Raw genomic sequence first — 16,307 nt, forward strand, 5'->3', positions numbered from 1 at the left:
TCACTCCTCCTTTCGGCCCTCAGTTTCCCGCCGGGTCAGTATGTATACCGTATTCGACGTGCGCGTGTCCTTGTGCGCGGCGTGTATCTCCATGCCCAGTTCGCGGGCGATCCGGGCCAGCTCGGGCGTCGAGGTGAAATGCAGCCCGCCGTCGGTCTTGTTGAACCCCACGATCTTCGTCGACCACACCTCGGTCATCGCCGTGGCCTTGTGCCGCTCGGCCTTGCCGCTGTCGCCGTCGCGGATGATGATCCGTCCGCCTGCGTTGAGCCGTGCCGCGCAGCGCCCGATGAGCGCCCGTTGTTCTTCGGGGCGCATGTAGTGCAGCACGTCGACCAGCAAGAAGGCGTCTGCCCCGGGCAGCTCCGCCGTGCGCAGGTCGGCGTGGATGAACTCGATGCCCGGCCGCCGCAGGAAGCTCTGTCCGGCCGTCTCGACCTTTTCCGCATCGTAGTCCATGCCGATGACCCGCCGCCGCTCGCAGAGCATGGCGAGCATGTAGCTCAGGGGGCCGTATCCGCACCCGAGGTCTACGACCGCCGCATCGCGCGGCACGATGCGGTCGAACAGCTCGTAGCTCCGCTCCAGCCGCACCTTGACGCGCATGTACCACTCCAGCACGGGGCCCTTGTAAGTGTAGCTCTTGATAAGCATGTCGCGGAAATAGGGGTTGCACGGCCTGTTGTAGGTTTCGTACAGCCCGAGGTACTCCCGGCGCATCAGGCGGCAGGCGGCCTTGGCCTGCGCCGAGCAGTTTGCGGGGTCGGCGGCGGCCATGCGCGGCAGCACGCGGCTTACCACCAGCCCGTGTTTGATATAGATGGGCTGCCTTTTCGACGAGATCATGCCGTTGCCGTAGAGGCAGATCGGCAGGATGTCCAGCCCCAGTTCCCCGGCCAGGTAGAAAGCCCCTTTGTGGAAGCGTCCGATCTTCCCGTCGGCCGAGCGCGTCCCCTCGGGGAAGACGATCACGCTGTACCCTTCGGCCACTTTCTGCGCCAGTGCCGGGGCGAGGCGTTCGTATCCGTCCGCCGCGTGGTAGAACCCCAGGTAGCGGACGATACGCCCGAATACCGGCGAACGCCATACCCAGCCGTTGGTCACCATCACGGCTTTGGGGCAGATGCTCAGCAGCACCAGGATGTCGATGAACGACTGGTGGTTGGCGATCACGACCGCCGGTTTTTCGAACTTTTCGCCCGGCTCGTTCAGGCGTATGGTCTTCGTCGTGACCATCGCCCGCAGGAATCCCCGCGTCATGTGGTGGATCGACCACTGCACGATGCGCTGTTTGCGGCGGCGTGCCATCGGCAACGGCCAGAGCGTGAAGATCAGCGCCTGCAACAACTGGCAGCCCGTCACGAACAACCCGAATGCGTAGGCCGTGTTCACGAGGCTCCCCAGCGTATAGGGCGCCCCGCCCTTTTCGGTCTGCGAGGTGATCAGCATCCGGAACAGCACGGGTTGTATCGTGTAGGAGACCAGCACCACGGCGACGATGCCGAACAAGGAGATCGTCGCCAGCGAGTGCAGTGCTGGGTGGTGTGCGAAGATCAGCGCCCCGAGCCCCACCACGACGGTGAAGGCCGAAAAGAAGATCGCCGTCTTGTGCGTGTCGAGCATCCTGCGCCCGGTCTTGTATTCGCTCAGCAGCCCGTCCATGATGAAGATGCTGAAGTCGTCGCCGATGCCGAAGATGAAGGTCGAGAGGATGATCGTCACGATGTTGAATTCCACGCCGAACATCGCCATCAGTCCCAGGATGATGACCCAGCTGATGCCCATCGGCAGCAGCGACATCAGCGTCAGCTCGATACGCCCGTAGCAGAGGAATAGCGCCACGGTGACCAGTATCGACGAGATCGAGAGTATCAGGTAGAAGTTGTGGTTCACGCTCCGCGCCATTTTCCCGGCGTAGAACGCCCGGTCGGCGACCACGATGTCGTCCGCCGCCGAAAACACGGCGTAAACCTCGTGCTTGCAGCTGTCGGGCAACGTCACGTGGCTCAGGAATATGGGTGTCGCCCCCTGCCCGTCGATCCATTCGCGGAATACCTCCCGTGCCGCCGGGGACGAGTAGTCGAGCTTCGTATATTCCCTTTCGGCCAGTTCCAGTGCGCCGTCGAAAGCCCCTTCGGCGAATCCGTAGCGCCTCTCGCCCTCCCGGATCCCCGCGCGCAGCACTTCGCGGCGCTGCGGCGTCCAGAACTTTCGCCAGCGCTCCAGCCTCAGCAGCTGCTCGGCGCTGTCCACCACGAACGAGGTCACCCCGGCATGGGAGTCGATCTTCCCGGCCTGTTTCAGCGAGTCGAGCTGCCGTCCCAGGCGCAGGTAGCTGTCCACGGCTTCGGCCGGGGTGTCGGCCGCCGTGAGGAAGAGCACCTTCGAACGTTCCCGGTCGTCGTCCATCAGGCGGCCCAGACGCTCCTCGGCCTGCGCCAGATGGGGTGCGTTGTAGTTCAGGTGCATCATGTCGCTGTCGAAGCCGATGCGGTTGAAGAAGAAGAGGCATACCGCCGTGAGCCCGAGTATCGCCGCCACCAGCATGCGGTTGCGGTCGGGGCGCATACCCGTGAGCCGCTCCACGCCTTCCAGCACGGCCGACCCCCCCCCGCGATCCTCCTTACGGATCAGGTGTGGCAGCAGGACGAGGCTGAACAGCGTCGTTCCGACCAGTGTCAGCGAAGCGAAGAGCCCGAAGTCGCGCAGCAGCTGCGAGTCGGTGAAAAGCAGCCCGGCGAAGGCGCCGATGGTCGTGATGCTGCCGATCGTCAGCGGGTAGGCCAGGTCGCGGATGATCTGCCGCGGGTCGTGGCAGTGGTTGGCATGGCAGAGAATGTGTATCGAGTAGCTCAGTGCGATGCCCATGACGACGGTTCCGGCCCCGACGGCTATGGCCGAGATCGTGTGGCACACGAGTGACATGACCGCCAGCGCCAGCAATCCTCCCAGTGCCACGGGGATCAGGGCCAGCAGCACCGACAGCTTGTTGCGGAACGAGAGGGTGATGAACACCACGATGACGAGGATGGCGATGTTCAGCGTCAGCATCATGTCGTGCTTGATCTGCCGCGCGTTGTATGCCGCCACGGCCGGGGCGCCGAAGTAGTCGGCCGAGATGCCCCGGGCGGCGTACTCGGCGTTCAGGCCGGCCAGCACCGCTTCGATCCGCTCCACCAGCCGGTCGCCGATGCCCGTGTCGCTGCTCTCGTACCGGGGCGAGATGAAGACCATCAGCGTCGTCATGTCCTTCGAGAAGAGGTAGTCGTCGAAGAGCGTGTAATTGCCCCCGATATTCAGCTCCTGTAATTTTCCCAGTGCCCCGAACGACAGCCCCAGCGGGTCGTCGTAGATGTATTCGTCGATGAACCCGCCGACGGGCGACAGCAGCCTGCGGTAGTTGCTTTCCATCGCGCGCGCGATGCCCTGCCGCGTGAGGAGCGTGTCCATGCGGGCATAGTCCGCCTCGGTGAGCAGCAGCGGCAGGTGCCCTTGCAGGAACGCCCGCATGTCGTCCGCCAGCTCGCAGCCGAACGAAGCCTCGGCCTGTGCCCAGCGGTGGAAAAGCGTATCGGCTTCGAGCAGTTCCACCAGCCGGTCGGCGCAGGCCATCATCCCCTCCGCCGTGGCTCCCGTGCCTTCTGCACCTTCCCGGGCATTTATCATCACGGCGATCTTGTCCTTGATCTTCAGGTTCGAGAATGCCGCCGCGGCCTTCCGCTCCCCGTCGGGGAAGAAGCCGGTGATGTTCTCGCTGAAACGCAGTTGCAGGGCCGCCGCACCCATCGCCGCGACCAGCACTGCCAGCACCGTGCAGAGCAGTGCGCGGCGCCGTTCGAAGAAGTCGTAGAGGGTGATGAAAAGTTTATTCATGGCCGGGCGTGCGTTTACAGAGTACGAGCAGGGCATAGCCGACCGCCGTCGCGGCCGCACCGCATACGGCGGCCATCGTGAAGCTGCCCACGATGTATTGTACGAGGTCTGCGGCCACCCGTTCCAGGGTGATGTCCGAGAGCGAGAGCGGCATGTCGCGCTGCAAGACCTGCGCCCCCGTCCAGTAACTTCCGTAAAGGATGAACGGGATCATCGGCGGGATGCTGATGTTCGAGCTGATAACCGCCACGGCTTTGTTCAGGCGTGTGAAATGCGCCGTAACGGCGGCCGCGATCATCTGGTAGCCCCACAGCGGGGCGATGCCGAAGAAGACGCCCAGCCCGATCGAGGCGGCCAGCCGCGGGTTCGAGTCCTTCGACCGGGTGATGTTGTCGGCCACGAAGCGCCGGATGTTTTCCCGGGTGAGCGACCGCAGGAACCGCCAGGGATAATAGAACAGCAGCGCTCCGAGCACGAGCAACGTGTTGAGGATGCTAATGCGCGTGAAATCCTTGCCCGGGCGGAAATGCGACACGCGCTCGGCCTTTTCGGGGTAGAAAACCCCCACCGGGATGTTGCGCACCTCGATCCCGCGCCATGCGGCGCGTACCAGCACTTCGACCTCGAACTCGTAGCGGCGCGTCGCGAAACGCATCCCCTTCATCCGCCGCACGGGGTAGAGCCGGAACCCCGACTGCGTGTCGTCGAGGCGGATACCCGTCTCCACGCGGAACCAGAAGTTCGAGAACTTGTTGGCGAAGGTGTTTTTGCCCGGCATGTTGTCCGACCTCAGGTTGCGGGCCCCCACGAGCAGTGCGTCGGGGGTCTTTGCGATCTCTTCGACGAATTTCGGGATGTCCGAGGCGTAGTGCTGTCCGTCCGAGTCGATCGTCAGCATGTAACGGTAGCCGTGCTCCGCGGCGTAGCGCAGCGCCCGGCGCAGGGCGTAGCCCTTGCCCCGGTTCGGAGCGTAGGAGATCGCCTCGACGCCCGCCGTGCCGAGTATGTCCGCCGTCGAGTCGGTCGACCCGTCGTTCACCACCAGCACGTCCGTGCAGTAGCGGCGCACGTCTCCGATGACTCGGGCGAGGGTCTTTTCGTTGTTGTAGGTCGGGATCACCGCCAGTATGTCGTTTTTTTCGCTGGTCATAGCTCTTCGCTGACGGTTCCTTTGAGTTTGAGTGCCGTTTTGCCGTTGTTGGCGACGGTGCAAACGAGCTTCTTCGCCGCGGGGCCGTCGTCCGCGAGCCTGATGTCGATCTCCAGCAGTTCGTCCGCCTGCGGCACGACCATGCCGAGGAACTTGCATTCGCGGATGGCCGCATAGCGGAACCTGCGCCCCGTGCCGCGGTTCAGGCATTCCCGTACGAGTTGCAGCGTGCAGACCCCCGGCAGCACCGGGTGCCCCGGGAAATGCCCCCGGTAGACCGGGTGCGACGCATCGAGCCGCACGCGGAAAGCGTAATGCCCCTCCTGGGCCAAGTAGTTGTCTATGCTGGTGAACAGGTCTTGCATCGGGCGTGGTCTCTGGGTTACGGGTTGAATCTTGCGGGGTCGACCGGGAGGTTGAAACGCTTGTTGCGGAATTCGTAGACCGAACGCCCGCCTTGGGTCTCGCAGAGTTCCATGCGGTCTAAGGTCATGTCCTTCAGGTCGAAGCAGAGCGTGATCGAGTCGATGTACTTGCGGGCGCGCTTCGACTCGGGAACCATTTTCACCTCCCCGACACCCTCCTTTTCGGTGTAGCCGATCTGCCACCCCTGGCCGAACTGCGAGAGGTCGCCGGTCATGCTGGCGCGGATCATCAGCGCCACCTGTTGCAGCATGGGGTTGGCCGACGTCGCGGTCTGGGTCACCTGCCCGGCCGTTTTGAGGATGATGCGGTCGTTGCGGATAATCACCTTGTCGCCTTCGGGCACGGTGTAGTCGAGCGCCATGGCGAGGCTGTTGTCGTAATAGAAGCGGCCTTTGAGCTCGATCTCGTTCTTCATGCGGCGCACCTGTTTGTGCTGCGTGAAGTCGCACTGGATAGTCCTGTTCTCGCGGCTGGCTTCGGCGAGCCGCTCTTTGAACGACGCGGGCAGCCCGGCCCGGGCCGTCAGCCCCGACAGGAGCAGGGCGGGGATGAAAAGAAGTGACGCTATCTTCATGGTTTCTCGGTTTTAAACAGTTCGCATACGGTCGCCGTGCGGTAGCCCCCGCGTTGCAGGTCGTTCAGCACCATCGCCAGTAGCCGTTCGGCACCGGGGCGGTCGTCGTGCAGCAGGATCACCTTGCCGTCGCCCAGCCGTCGGCGGATGCGGCGTGCCACGGCCTCACGGCTGCGCTGCCGGAGCGTGTCGAGCGAGCGGATGCTCCAGCCCACGCAGCGGCTTCCCGTCCGTTTCACGGCGCGTGCCACCATCGGGTTCGTGACCCCGTAGGGGGGCCGGAAAAGGTCGGTTTCCACGCCGGTTATCTCGCGCAGCGACTCCCGGCACCGCAGGATGTCGGCCGCCATCGCCCCGCTTCGCAGCATCGGGAAGCCGGGCGTGTGGCTCCACGTGTGAATGCCGATTGCATGCCCCTCGGCGGCCATACGGCGTACGATCTCCGGGTGCAGTTCGGCCTTGCTGCCGATCAGGAAGAAGGTCGCCCGTACGCCGTGCGCCCGCAGCGTGTCCAATACGCGCGGCGTCTGCTCGGGGTCGGGCCCGTCGTCGAACGTCAGCGCCACGACGCGCCCCGCCGCCCGGTTGCGGCACAGGCTGCGGACATACGCCCCCAGCCTGATCTGGTAGGAGCAGTAGAAAAGGGCGAACCCCGCGGCGATTATGGCGATAATTACATACATGTCAATTCGATGGCGGATACGGTGCTGCCCGGGAAATCGTTGTAAAGCACGATCCTCTGCCCGGCGTTCCCGGTGTCCTCGATGCTCCCGGTGTTTCCGATATTTCCGGCCTTACCCGTATTCCCGGCCTCCCCGGCGACCACACGGCGGAACACCTCGGCGATGGCCGTGAAATGGGGCGTCACGCCGCTCATCGACGCACGTACCATCCGGCGCTCGCCGCTTTGCGTCGCATTCTCCGGTTCCTCCTCGTTCCCGGAGGCCGTCCCCGTGCCGGGACTTCCCCCGGCCGGGATTTCACGGCCGGCGTTTCCCCCGGCCGATGTCCTTGTGCCGGCATCTTCCCGGGACTGGATTCTTCCCGTGCCGGCGCTTTCCCCGATGGCCGTGCCGTCCGGGAACCGGATCCCCGTGATCGCCGCGACCGAGGTGTCGAACGCTTCGGCGGTCAGCACGAAGAATACCGACGATTCGCCCCAGCCGCCCTGCTGTGCCACCCCGAGGCGTTGCAGGATTATCCCGGCCGACGGCGTCGTCTCGTCGAACGCCCCGACCAGCACCGCCTGCGACAACCCCGCGCCGATGCGCAGTGCGGCATCCGTCAGGGCGTTCTCGAAGCTCGTCCAGCGGTTGGCGTAGGTCGTGTTGTAGCAGTGCAGCCCGCGCAGCAGGGCGATCTGCGCCCCGACCGTGTTGAACGTCGACTGGATGAACGGCGTCGGGTTGAGCATCCGCTCTTCGTTGGCGATCAGCGAGTCGAGGAATTTCTCGCTGTCGGCGATGCACCCCAGCCCCGTGGCCGTGACCACGGCCTCGACCGCCGCCCGGTCGCCGAATTCCAGCAGCGATTCGATGCCCGCCGCGACGCCCGACTTCACCACGCGGCTCATCCTCCGGCGGAGGTTCATTTCGGGGATCAGCTCCTTGATGTCGCGGCGCAGCCCGGCGCCCGATGTGATGCAGTTGACGTAGAGTTTCATTTTGCAAAGATTAACGAACAGCAGTTGCCGCCGAACCCGAACGAATTTGAGAGCACCGAACGTACGTCGGCCTCTTGCGTCCGTGCTACGGGGTGCAGCCCGAGCTCCGGGATCGGCTCCGCGAATCCGGGGTTGCCGTAGCGCAGCCCGTGTGTGATAGCCAGCACCGCCAATACGGCCTCGATGCCTCCCGCCGCGGCGAGCGCATGCCCCGTGTAGCCTTTCGTCGAACTGAACGGCGGCACCTGTCCGCCGAACAGCCGCCGCAGGGCGGTGCCTTCCGTGAGGTCGTTGTTCGGGGTCGCCGTGCCGTGGACGTTGATGTAGTCCACGCGGCGCAGCCCGCTTTGTGCCAGCGCCCCGGCCATGGCGCGGTATGCCCCCTCGCCCGTTTGCGACGAGGCCGTCTGGTGATGGGCGTCGTTGGCATTGGCATATCCCGCCAGGCGGCAGTAGGTGCGCATGCCGGGCCTTTCGTGCGTGAGGACGAGGTAACCCGCCCCTTCGCCCAGGTTCAGCCCGGCGCGCGTGGCGTCGAACGGGCGGCAGGGTTCCCGGTCGAGCACCGAGAGCGAGTTGAAGCCGTTGAGCGTGAAACGGCAGAGGGCATCCGTGCCCCCGGCCACCACATAGTCGGCCATGCCGCTCCCGAGCAGCAGGGCGCCGGTGACGATGGCGTTTGCGGCCGACGAGCAGGCCGTGCTGACCGTCGCCGTGTAACCTCCGATGCCGCAGTAGCGGGCGATCCGTTGCGTGCTGTCGGCACAGTCGTGCCCCGCCACGTCGCGCAGCCGCCCTTTCGCCTTGTCCGTGCGGAAGTCGCGGTAGAAATTCTCCGTCAAATCCATGCCGCCTACCGAGGTGCCCGAAACGAGTGCTACGCGCGCCCCGGCGGGGATCGCCGCATCCGCTACGGCCTGTGCGGCCGCCGCCATGCCCAGCAGGGCGGTGCGGGAGGGGTGCTCGCGCTCCGGGATGCCGAGCAGCTCCCCGAGCGCCGCGTTGTCCCGCTTCACCTCGCCCACGGGCACGCCGACAGCCGAACCGAGAAGCGTCGGCTTCCCGATTCCGCTGCGTCCGGTGCGCAGGTTCCCGAGCGTCTCCCCGGCTCCGATGCCGATGGCCGAGACGATCCCTATGCCGCAGACGGCTATGCTCATTGCGGGCGGTTCTTGCGGATATAGTCGGCCAGCGTGGCTACCGAATAGAATATCGGTTTGGCTTCGGCCGGGTTCGCCAGCCGTATGCCGTAGTGTTTTTCGAGCAGGAGGGTGATCTCCAGTGCGTCGATCGAGTCGAGTCCCAGCCCGTCGCCGAACAGCGGCGCGTCGGTCGCTATCTCGTCGGCGGTGATCTCCTCGAGGTTCAGCGCTTCGATAATTTGTTGTTTGAGTTGCAGTTCCAGATCTTCCATCGTATCTTGTCCCGTTTTTTCGGTTAATGTCAGTTCGCAGTCGTAGCTGCCGCCGTCGAATTCGCACCAGCCCCACAGGACGGCGTCCATGCGCCCTTCGGCGATCAGCGAAGCGGCGTATTCCCGGATAAAGTTACTGCTTTTGTCCGGGAACGCAAAAAAAGTGCTCTCTCCCTTCAGCCCGTGCTTGATCGCCACCTGCCCCAGCATGATGTTGGGCAGCGTGTAGACGAACACCGCCGGTGAAACCCCGCACCCGTCCCCGGCGTCGATGATCGCCTGGTGGCGCCGGTCGCTGTCGAGCGAGGCGCTGCGGTTGGCCATCACCACGCCGATGCGCTCCGCCGGGCAATCGGGCCTGTGTCCGGAGAGCAGTTCGCACGAGGCGACGTAGGCCAGCTTGCACAGGTCGTCCATCTTCGAGAACTTCATGTTCGGGTCTGCGAGCGCCCGGTATCTTTCGCGGATGAAGGCGTCGAACGGCAGCGAAGGGTGTTGCGCAATGACGACGTGTGCCGTATCGTGACAGCGGATTCCGCTGCCGTGTCGTCCTGTGCCGGTTTCCGCATGGCCGCCGGCCTTTTCTCCGGTGTCCGGGTTCCGGTCCCCGACCGCATTTTTGCCGTGCCCCCGGTCATTCGCGCTCATAGCCGTTCCGCTTCGGGCACGGGCTGCCTCCGGGCAGTCGTTCCCGCCTTGCGTCCCTGTGTCCGGTTCGCTGCCTTGTCCCGCCGTCGTTTCATTTCCGGGCGCGGCGTTGGGGCCCGCTGCGCGGCGGAATACGACCGCGGCGTTGCAGCCCCCGAATCCCGAGGCGGTTTTCAGCGCCGTGTCCGTTTGTATCTTGCGGTGCGCGGCGCTTAAGTCGGGCGGGTAGGGTACCCCGCACTCCGCGTAGCCCTTCACCCCGAAGCAGGTGCCCTCGCACAGCTCACGTACCGTAACGATGCTCTCGATCACGCCCGAAGCCCCCAGCGTATGTCCGAAATAGGGCTTCAGCGAGTTGCAGGGTACGCCGCACAATCCCGCCAGGTGCAGCGCCTTGCTCTCCATCTCGTCGTTGTAGGCGGTCGCCGTGCCGTGGGTGTTTACCAGCCCGACCTCCCTGGCTCCGGTTCCCGCCTCGGCGAGTGCCGCGCGGATGGCGTACCAGAGCCCGTCGCCAGTGCGCGAAGGCGCCGATATGTGGTTGGCGTCGTTCGAAATTCCGCCTCCCGCCACGCTCACGCCCGTGCCCGAGAGCCGTCGGTCGCGTGTCAGCAGGACGGCGCCGCACGCTTCGCCCAGCGTCAGCCCGTCGCGTGCCGCATCGTAGGGACGGCAAAGCGTCGGGCTCACCGACTTGAAGGCGTTGAATCCGCTGACGATGAAGTCGCACAGCAGGTCGAATCCCGCCACGAAGACATGGTCGTACCGGCCGCTGCGGATCAGCCGTGCCGCGATGACGATGGCCGAAACGCCCGAGATGCAGGCGTTCGAGACCAGCAGCGGCCGGTGCGCGGCGCCGAAATGACGCCCCACGACTTCCGCCGTCCTGTTCAGGTCGCATCGCTCCGGGGCGCTCCCCAGCGACCCGATCTCCCCTTTGGTCGTCGCCAGGACGATCAGCACCCGCTTGTCGGCGGGCGTGACCCCCGAGCGGGCGACCACCCCGCCCAGCGTCGCCAGCACGAGCCGTTCCAGGGGCGTATATCCCGCGAGTCCCTGCTCCGCCGCCAGCGCTCCGAGCCGCTTCCGGTCGATCAGGCATACGGGTGTGGCGTCGTGCCACGACGCCAGCGAGCTTTTCATGGCACGTACGGCGGCCATGTTCTCCTCCGTGCCGAAGCCCAGCGCCGATACCATGTCGTCGGGGCCCCACCAGACCGTTATTTCACCTCCCATCGCTCTTTCCATTTGCGGTAGAACTCCGGCGCGAGCAGTTGCAGTTCGCCCCGGCTGTCGAGAAACACCTGTGTCGAGCTGCCTTCGGCCACCACTTCGCCGTCGGTGGCGCTGCGGATCGTGTACTCGAAACAGACCTTCGCCGCCTCGGTGGCGATATAGCGGGTTTCCACCACGGCCGTGTCATTCACTTTCAGCGGTTTCCTGTATTGCAGGTGCAACTCGACGATCGGCGCCGTGTAGCCGCTGGCATAGATGTCCATGTAACCCAGCCCTGCGAATTCGCGGCCGAACGCCTCGCGCCCGTCCTCGAAATAACGCACGTATTCGCCGTGCCACACGATCTGCATCGAATCCACTTCGCTGAACCTCACGCGCAGCGATGTCTTGTTCACGAGGCTCGCCTCGCTCTTTTTCCTGCGTACCATCACTCTTCCAGGTATATTTTCATCCGGCACTCGGCGACGGGTTTCCCGTCGCATTCCGTCCGTGCCGAAAGAAGCGTTACGTTCATCACCGTCTGCTCGACCATGTTCTGTGTGACGAGTCTGCTGCCCACCGGCGGCAGGAAGTGCACCTTCAGGTCGTTCACGGCGCCGATGTACCCCAGCTGCACTCTTCGGCCCATCGTGCGGTTCATGTAACCCGCCCTCAGGGCGGCCGACTGGGCGATGTGCTCCACGATGCCGCACTCGTCCAGCACCCCGTCCGCAACGAACAGGTTGTCCGCCGTAACGGTCAGCCCGCTGCGTGCGCACCCCCGCTCGTCGATGCCGTAAAAGGTGTCGACCATCACGACCGGCGGGCGCTGCGGGATGTATTCCAGTATCTCCTCCCCCGTAATCAGGGTTTTCTCAGGTACTCCCATAAAGGCCCTTTTTTATTTCGTTTCAACCGCAGCGTATCCGCCAGCGCGCTCTGCGGGTCGTCGGGGAAAACCCACGCCTTGCCCGTGGCCAATGCCGCGCGCCGCACCTCTTCCAGGTCGAAATCCCGGGAGATATAGTAGCTCGGCGCCATCAGGTCGTCGTCCCGGCCGATGGCACCCTCTTTCGCGGCCAGCTCCGCCAGCCGCGTATGCGGGTAGATGCGCATGCCCGCATAGGGGAACATGACGGTGTACTCCATCCGCCGCGAGTTTTCGATCGTTTCGCGCACGTTTTCGCGCGTGTCGCCGTAGCCGCCCAGGATCAGGAAGTGGGCGTAGTAGACGCCCTCGTCCAGCGCGAGCCGGCTTGCCCGCTCGACGTCGCCGAACGTGAAACGCTTGCCGTAAGCCTCCAGCGTCCGGTCGCAGAATGACTCGGTGCCGAATTCGATGTGCGTAAGCCCCGAAGCCCGGAACAGCCGCATCTGCTCTGCGTCGATGCCTCGCGGCGAGAAGTAGGCGCCCCAGCGGATATCCGTGCGGCGGCGGATCAGCGTCTCGGCCAGCCGGACGTTGTATTCCGGGCCGATGTTGAACACCGAGTCGGTGAAAAACAGGTAACTGATCCCGTAGTCGCGCTTGGCGCGCAGGATATTTTCGGCGATGGCCTCGGGATCCATCGTCCGCACGCACCGCCCGTCGATCGAGGGGTACGAACAATAGATGCAGTCGTAGGGGCATCCCCGCTTGGTCTGTATGTTGAGCATCCCGCTCCGCTTCCAGTAATAGCCCGTCAACTCGGGCTCGAACTGCACCTCGATCGACGGCAGGTAGCTCCTGCGGCCGCTTCCGCGGCGTCCGTCGCGGGTATAGACCGACGGGATGTCGATCTCCGTCCGGCCGCGCTCCAGCGTCCCGATCAGCTCCGCGAGCGGCTCTTCGCCCTCACCGTGGATGCCGTAATCGGCGCCCAGCTCCCGCATGAAGGCCTCGGGGAAGATCGAGAACCCGGCACCGCCGATGATCAGAGGGGCGTCGCTTGCCGTGCGTATGACGTCTGCCAGCACCTTGTACTGGGGCAGGAAACCCCGCCGGTCGAGCGAGTTGGCCCCGTCGACATTGCGCAGCGACAGCCCGATGTAACGGGGCGCCAGCGTGCGGATGCGTTCCGCGAGTTGTGCGTCGGAAAGCAGGTTGCAGTCCGCAATATCGACGCGTATCCCGTTTATCGTGCGCTCCAGGTAGGTTTTCAGATACGAAAGTCCGAGCGGATAAACGGGGTAGGGCGAGGTGTGCCGGTTGGCCGATACGAGTAATATGCTGCATGCGCTCACGACCAAAACCGATAGAAGTTGAACCACTGCTGCGGGTAGCGTCTCACCACGGCCTCGAGCGAGCGTACGTAGCTGCCCAGTATGGCCTCCTTCGTGCCGCACCCGTCCCCGTCCGGGATGTCGAAGATGAAGCGGTAACGCCTGCCGCGTTCGCGCATGGCATAGTAGAAGACCACCGGGGCGCGGAATTTCCCGGCGACAGCGAACGGCCCCGCCGGGAACGGCGCTTCGTGCCTCATGAAAGGTAGCGTCACCGTCGGGCTGCCCTCGACGAAGCGGTCGCCCTGGAAGCAGACGTACTCCTTGCGGTCGAGCACCTCCTTGATGCGGAGGATCGACTCGATGCCGCCCTCGTTCACCGCGATCACCTTGTAGCCCTCCTGCCCGCAATGTTTCTCCATGACGTTTTTGATCTGCCGGTATTCGGCGTCGTACATCACCAGGTGCATCTTGCGGGCGTAGTCCCCGAAGAACCCGGCCCCCGTGCCCCAGCATCCGACGTGTGCGCCGATGATCACCGCCCCGCGCCCGCCGTCGAGTACGCGCAGGAAAGCGTCGTAGTTTTCGAATTCGAATTTGTATTTTCGCTCCATGCCGCTGCCGATAGCCACCCGGTCGATGATCGTCTGCCCGAGCGCATAGTAGTGGGCGTAGAGCTTCACCGCCGAGTGCAGCCTGCCGTATCCCAGGATGCGGCGGTTATAGAACCATACGGCCCGCGTGGCGCGGGGTGCGAAGGGGATGAAATAGACGACTACCAGCGAGAGGAAGGCATACGCGCTGCGTATTCCGGCCACCTTCATCAGCAGGATGAAGAAATTGTACCCGAAACCGCCGCCGCGCGAGCGTCCGCTCCACTGTTTGCCGTTATTTCCCATTCGTCCGGCTGATAATCAGGTCGTAGAAGTCCCGGAAGGTCTTCAGCTCCTTGAAATCGGGGCCCGTGAGCGTTACGCCGAAGTTCTTGTCGACGATCACCACGACGTCCACCAGGTCGAGGCTGTCCAGGTCGAGCGTCTCCAGCAGCGGGGCTTCGGGCGTGATGGTCGTCCGGTCGACTTCGAATTCATCGGCCAGTACGGTATCGATCTTTTCTATGAGTTCCTGTTCTGTCATTTTTAGGAAAGGGTTTATTTGTATTTCTTAACGATCAGGGTCGAGTTGGTGCCGCCGAAGCCGAACGAGTTCGAGAGGAAACAGTCGAACTCCGTGTCCACCCTGCGGGTGGGGATGTTGAGCTTCGAGGTGGCCTCGTCGCCCTCGGTGAAGTTGATGTTCGGGGCGATGAACCCGTGCCGCATCATCAGCATCGAGTAGACCACTTCGCTCGCCCCGGCCATCCACATTTCGTGGCCGGTCATCGACTTGGTCGACGCCACGTAGGGGTTGCACCCGGCGAATACCCCGGCTATCGCCTCCGCCTCGTTGTAGTCGCCCAGCGGCGTCGAGGTGGCGTGCGCATTGACGTAGGGGATCTCTTCGGGCCGCATTCGGGCGTCCTCCAGACACCGCAGCAGCGAACGGCGCGGGCCGTCGACGTTCGGCACGGAGATATGCTCGCCGTTCGACGAGAACCCGTACCCGACCACTTCGCCCAGGATTTCGGCGCCCCGTGCGACGGCCGATTCATGGCTTTCGAGGATCACCGTCGCCGCGCCTCCGCTCGGCACCAGCCCGTCGCGGTCTTTGTCGAAGGGGCGCGATGCCGCCGCGGGATCCGATTCGCGGGCCGAGAATGCCCCCAGCCCGTCGAAGCTGCCCACCGAGTAGAGGTTTACCTCCTGTGCGCCGCCGCAGACCACGCGCTCCTGCAACCCCTGCCTGATCATCAGGTAACCCATGCCGATGGCGTGCGACCCGCTGGCGCAGGCCGCCGAGAGCGTGAGGTTGATGCCCCGCAGGTTGAAGATCACCGAGAGGTTCATCGTCACGGTCGAGTTCATCGACTGGAAAATATTGCCCGAGCCGACCATCGCCGTGTTCCGCCTGGCGCGGATGATGTCGATCCCCTCGATCACCGGCGCCGCACTGCTGTCGTTGCCGTAGATGATTCCCACCTCGTTCGCCGCCAGGTAGGCCTCGTCCATTCCGGCGTTGCGCATCGCCTCGGCGGTGGCCATGTAGGCATATTCGCCCTGCTGGGGCAGACACAGCCGCTTGCGGCGGTCGAGCACCCCTTTCAGGTTCGGTTGTTCCACGATCCCCGTCAGCGACGAGATGTATCCCAGCTCCCTGCGCGCCGGGTCGAGCCCGATGCCCGAGCGTCCTTCGCGGAGCGACTGCGTGACTTCTTCCGTATTTTTTCCGATGCAGGCCCAGATGCCCATTCCGGTGATAACTACTCTCTTCTCCATGGTCTCAGGTATATAATCCCCCGTTGATCGAAATGACCTCCCCCGTGATGTAGGAGGCTTGTTCCGAGATGAGGAACATCGCCAGGTCGGCGACTTCGGCCGGTTCGCAGAAGCGTCCGGCGGGTATCTGTTTGCGGAGCTCCGCCTCGTCGATGTCGGCGGTCATGTCCGTGCGCACGAATCCCGGGGCGATGGCATTCACCGTCACCCCCTTTTTGGCCACCTCCTGCGCCAGCGCCTTCGTCGCGGCGATCACGCCGCCCTTGGCCGCGGCGTAATTGGCCTGCCCGGGCAGCCCCTTGATGCCCGAGAGCGAGACGATGTTGACGATGCGCCCGAACCGGTTCACGAGCATCCCCTTGAGCAGCGGCCGCGTGACGTTGTAGAACCCGTCGAGGCTGGTGCCGATCACCGAGTGCCACTGCTGCGGTTCCATCCACATCATCAGCACGTCGTCGCGGATGCCCGCGTTGTTCACCACCACCTCGATGCAGGCGCCTTCGTGCGCTTTCTGCCATGCCTCGATGGCCGCCGTGCTCTCTTCGCCCGAGGCCACGTCGAATTGCAGTGCCTCGCCGTCGCCGCCTGCGGCGCGGATGCCCGACAGGGTCTTTTCGGCCTCGGCGGCGTTCGACTTGTAGTTGACGAGCACGTGGTAGCCGCACCCGCCCAGTTTGAGGCAGATTTCGCGGCCTATGCCCCGGCTGCCGCCGGTCACGAGTGCGTATTTATTCGTTTTTGCCATTTTCTGCGGTTATAGCTTGCTG

General features: G+C 64.3%; 15 protein-coding genes. All 15 read right to left on the minus strand.

Annotated elements, in window-relative coordinates; all coding sequences use genetic code 11:
* From DW189_RS07165 to fabG, 15 genes are read right to left on the minus strand one after another with little or no spacing between them, the layout of a single operon-like run.
* Positions 1–3,873 (minus strand): trifunctional MMPL family transporter/lysophospholipid acyltransferase/class I SAM-dependent methyltransferase, encoded by a 3,873-nt coding sequence (locus DW189_RS07165; protein WP_117507311.1) that lies wholly within the window; start codon positions 3,871–3,873, stop codon positions 1–3.
* Positions 3,866–5,023: a DUF2062 domain-containing protein gene (locus DW189_RS07170; protein ID WP_117507312.1), complete on the minus strand. Its 1,158-nt coding sequence runs from the start codon at positions 5,021–5,023 to the stop codon at positions 3,866–3,868. Before DW189_RS07170 ends, DW189_RS07165 begins: the two co-directional genes overlap by 8 nt.
* Positions 5,020–5,388, minus strand: coding sequence for a beta-hydroxyacyl-ACP dehydratase (locus tag DW189_RS07175; RefSeq protein ID WP_055211890.1), 369 nt, complete (start codon positions 5,386–5,388; stop codon positions 5,020–5,022). The genes DW189_RS07170 and DW189_RS07175 overlap by 4 nt, the downstream gene beginning before the upstream one ends.
* Positions 5,389–5,405: 17 nt before the next feature.
* On the minus strand, positions 5,406–6,023 hold the full coding sequence (locus DW189_RS07180; RefSeq protein WP_022333243.1) for a LolA family protein: 618 nt from the start codon (positions 6,021–6,023) through the stop codon (positions 5,406–5,408).
* Entirely contained in the window at positions 6,020–6,706 is a 687-nt protein-coding gene (locus DW189_RS07185; RefSeq protein ID WP_022333242.1) for a polysaccharide deacetylase family protein, read from the minus strand. The genes DW189_RS07180 and DW189_RS07185 overlap by 4 nt, the downstream gene beginning before the upstream one ends.
* On the minus strand, positions 6,697–7,686 hold the full coding sequence (locus DW189_RS07190; RefSeq protein WP_117507313.1) for a beta-ketoacyl synthase chain length factor: 990 nt from the start codon (positions 7,684–7,686) through the stop codon (positions 6,697–6,699). The genes DW189_RS07185 and DW189_RS07190 overlap by 10 nt, the downstream gene beginning before the upstream one ends.
* Positions 7,683–8,846 (minus strand): beta-ketoacyl-[acyl-carrier-protein] synthase family protein, encoded by a 1,164-nt coding sequence (locus DW189_RS07195; protein ID WP_117507314.1) that lies wholly within the window; start codon positions 8,844–8,846, stop codon positions 7,683–7,685. Before DW189_RS07195 ends, DW189_RS07190 begins: the two co-directional genes overlap by 4 nt.
* Positions 8,843–10,984: a phosphopantetheine-binding protein gene (locus DW189_RS07200; RefSeq protein ID WP_232044657.1), complete on the minus strand. Its 2,142-nt coding sequence runs from the start codon at positions 10,982–10,984 to the stop codon at positions 8,843–8,845. The genes DW189_RS07195 and DW189_RS07200 overlap by 4 nt, the downstream gene beginning before the upstream one ends.
* The gene (locus DW189_RS07205; protein WP_022333238.1) at positions 10,969–11,412 is read right to left on the minus strand and encodes an acyl-CoA thioesterase; all 444 of its coding nucleotides are present in this window, start codon (positions 11,410–11,412) and stop codon (positions 10,969–10,971) included. Before DW189_RS07205 ends, DW189_RS07200 begins: the two co-directional genes overlap by 16 nt.
* Entirely contained in the window at positions 11,412–11,852 is a 441-nt protein-coding gene (locus DW189_RS07210; RefSeq protein ID WP_022333237.1) for a hypothetical protein, read from the minus strand. Before DW189_RS07210 ends, DW189_RS07205 begins: the two co-directional genes overlap by 1 nt.
* Complete coding sequence (locus DW189_RS07215; RefSeq protein ID WP_232045693.1) at positions 11,828–13,186, minus strand: lipid biosynthesis B12-binding/radical SAM protein; 1,359 nt, start codon at positions 13,184–13,186, stop codon at positions 11,828–11,830. The genes DW189_RS07210 and DW189_RS07215 overlap by 25 nt, the downstream gene beginning before the upstream one ends.
* Positions 13,183–14,064, minus strand: coding sequence for an acyltransferase (locus DW189_RS07220; protein ID WP_117507316.1), 882 nt, complete (start codon positions 14,062–14,064; stop codon positions 13,183–13,185). Before DW189_RS07220 ends, DW189_RS07215 begins: the two co-directional genes overlap by 4 nt.
* A complete protein-coding gene (locus tag DW189_RS07225) occupies positions 14,054–14,302 on the minus strand; it encodes a phosphopantetheine-binding protein (protein WP_022333234.1) in 249 nt (82 codons plus the stop codon). The genes DW189_RS07220 and DW189_RS07225 overlap by 11 nt, the downstream gene beginning before the upstream one ends.
* A gap of 14 nt (positions 14,303–14,316) precedes the next feature.
* Positions 14,317–15,540, minus strand: a complete 1,224-nt coding sequence (locus DW189_RS07230) for a beta-ketoacyl-[acyl-carrier-protein] synthase family protein (protein ID WP_117507317.1) — start codon at positions 15,538–15,540, stop codon at positions 14,317–14,319.
* A gap of 4 nt (positions 15,541–15,544) precedes the next feature.
* Entirely contained in the window at positions 15,545–16,285 is a 741-nt protein-coding gene (gene fabG / locus DW189_RS07235) for a 3-oxoacyl-ACP reductase FabG (protein WP_055211877.1), read from the minus strand.
* Positions 16,286–16,307: the final 22 nt, after the last annotated feature.

The organism is Alistipes sp. AM16-43 (assembly GCF_003435745.1).
In the GTDB taxonomy this organism is placed as follows: domain Bacteria; phylum Bacteroidota; class Bacteroidia; order Bacteroidales; family Rikenellaceae; genus Alistipes; species Alistipes onderdonkii.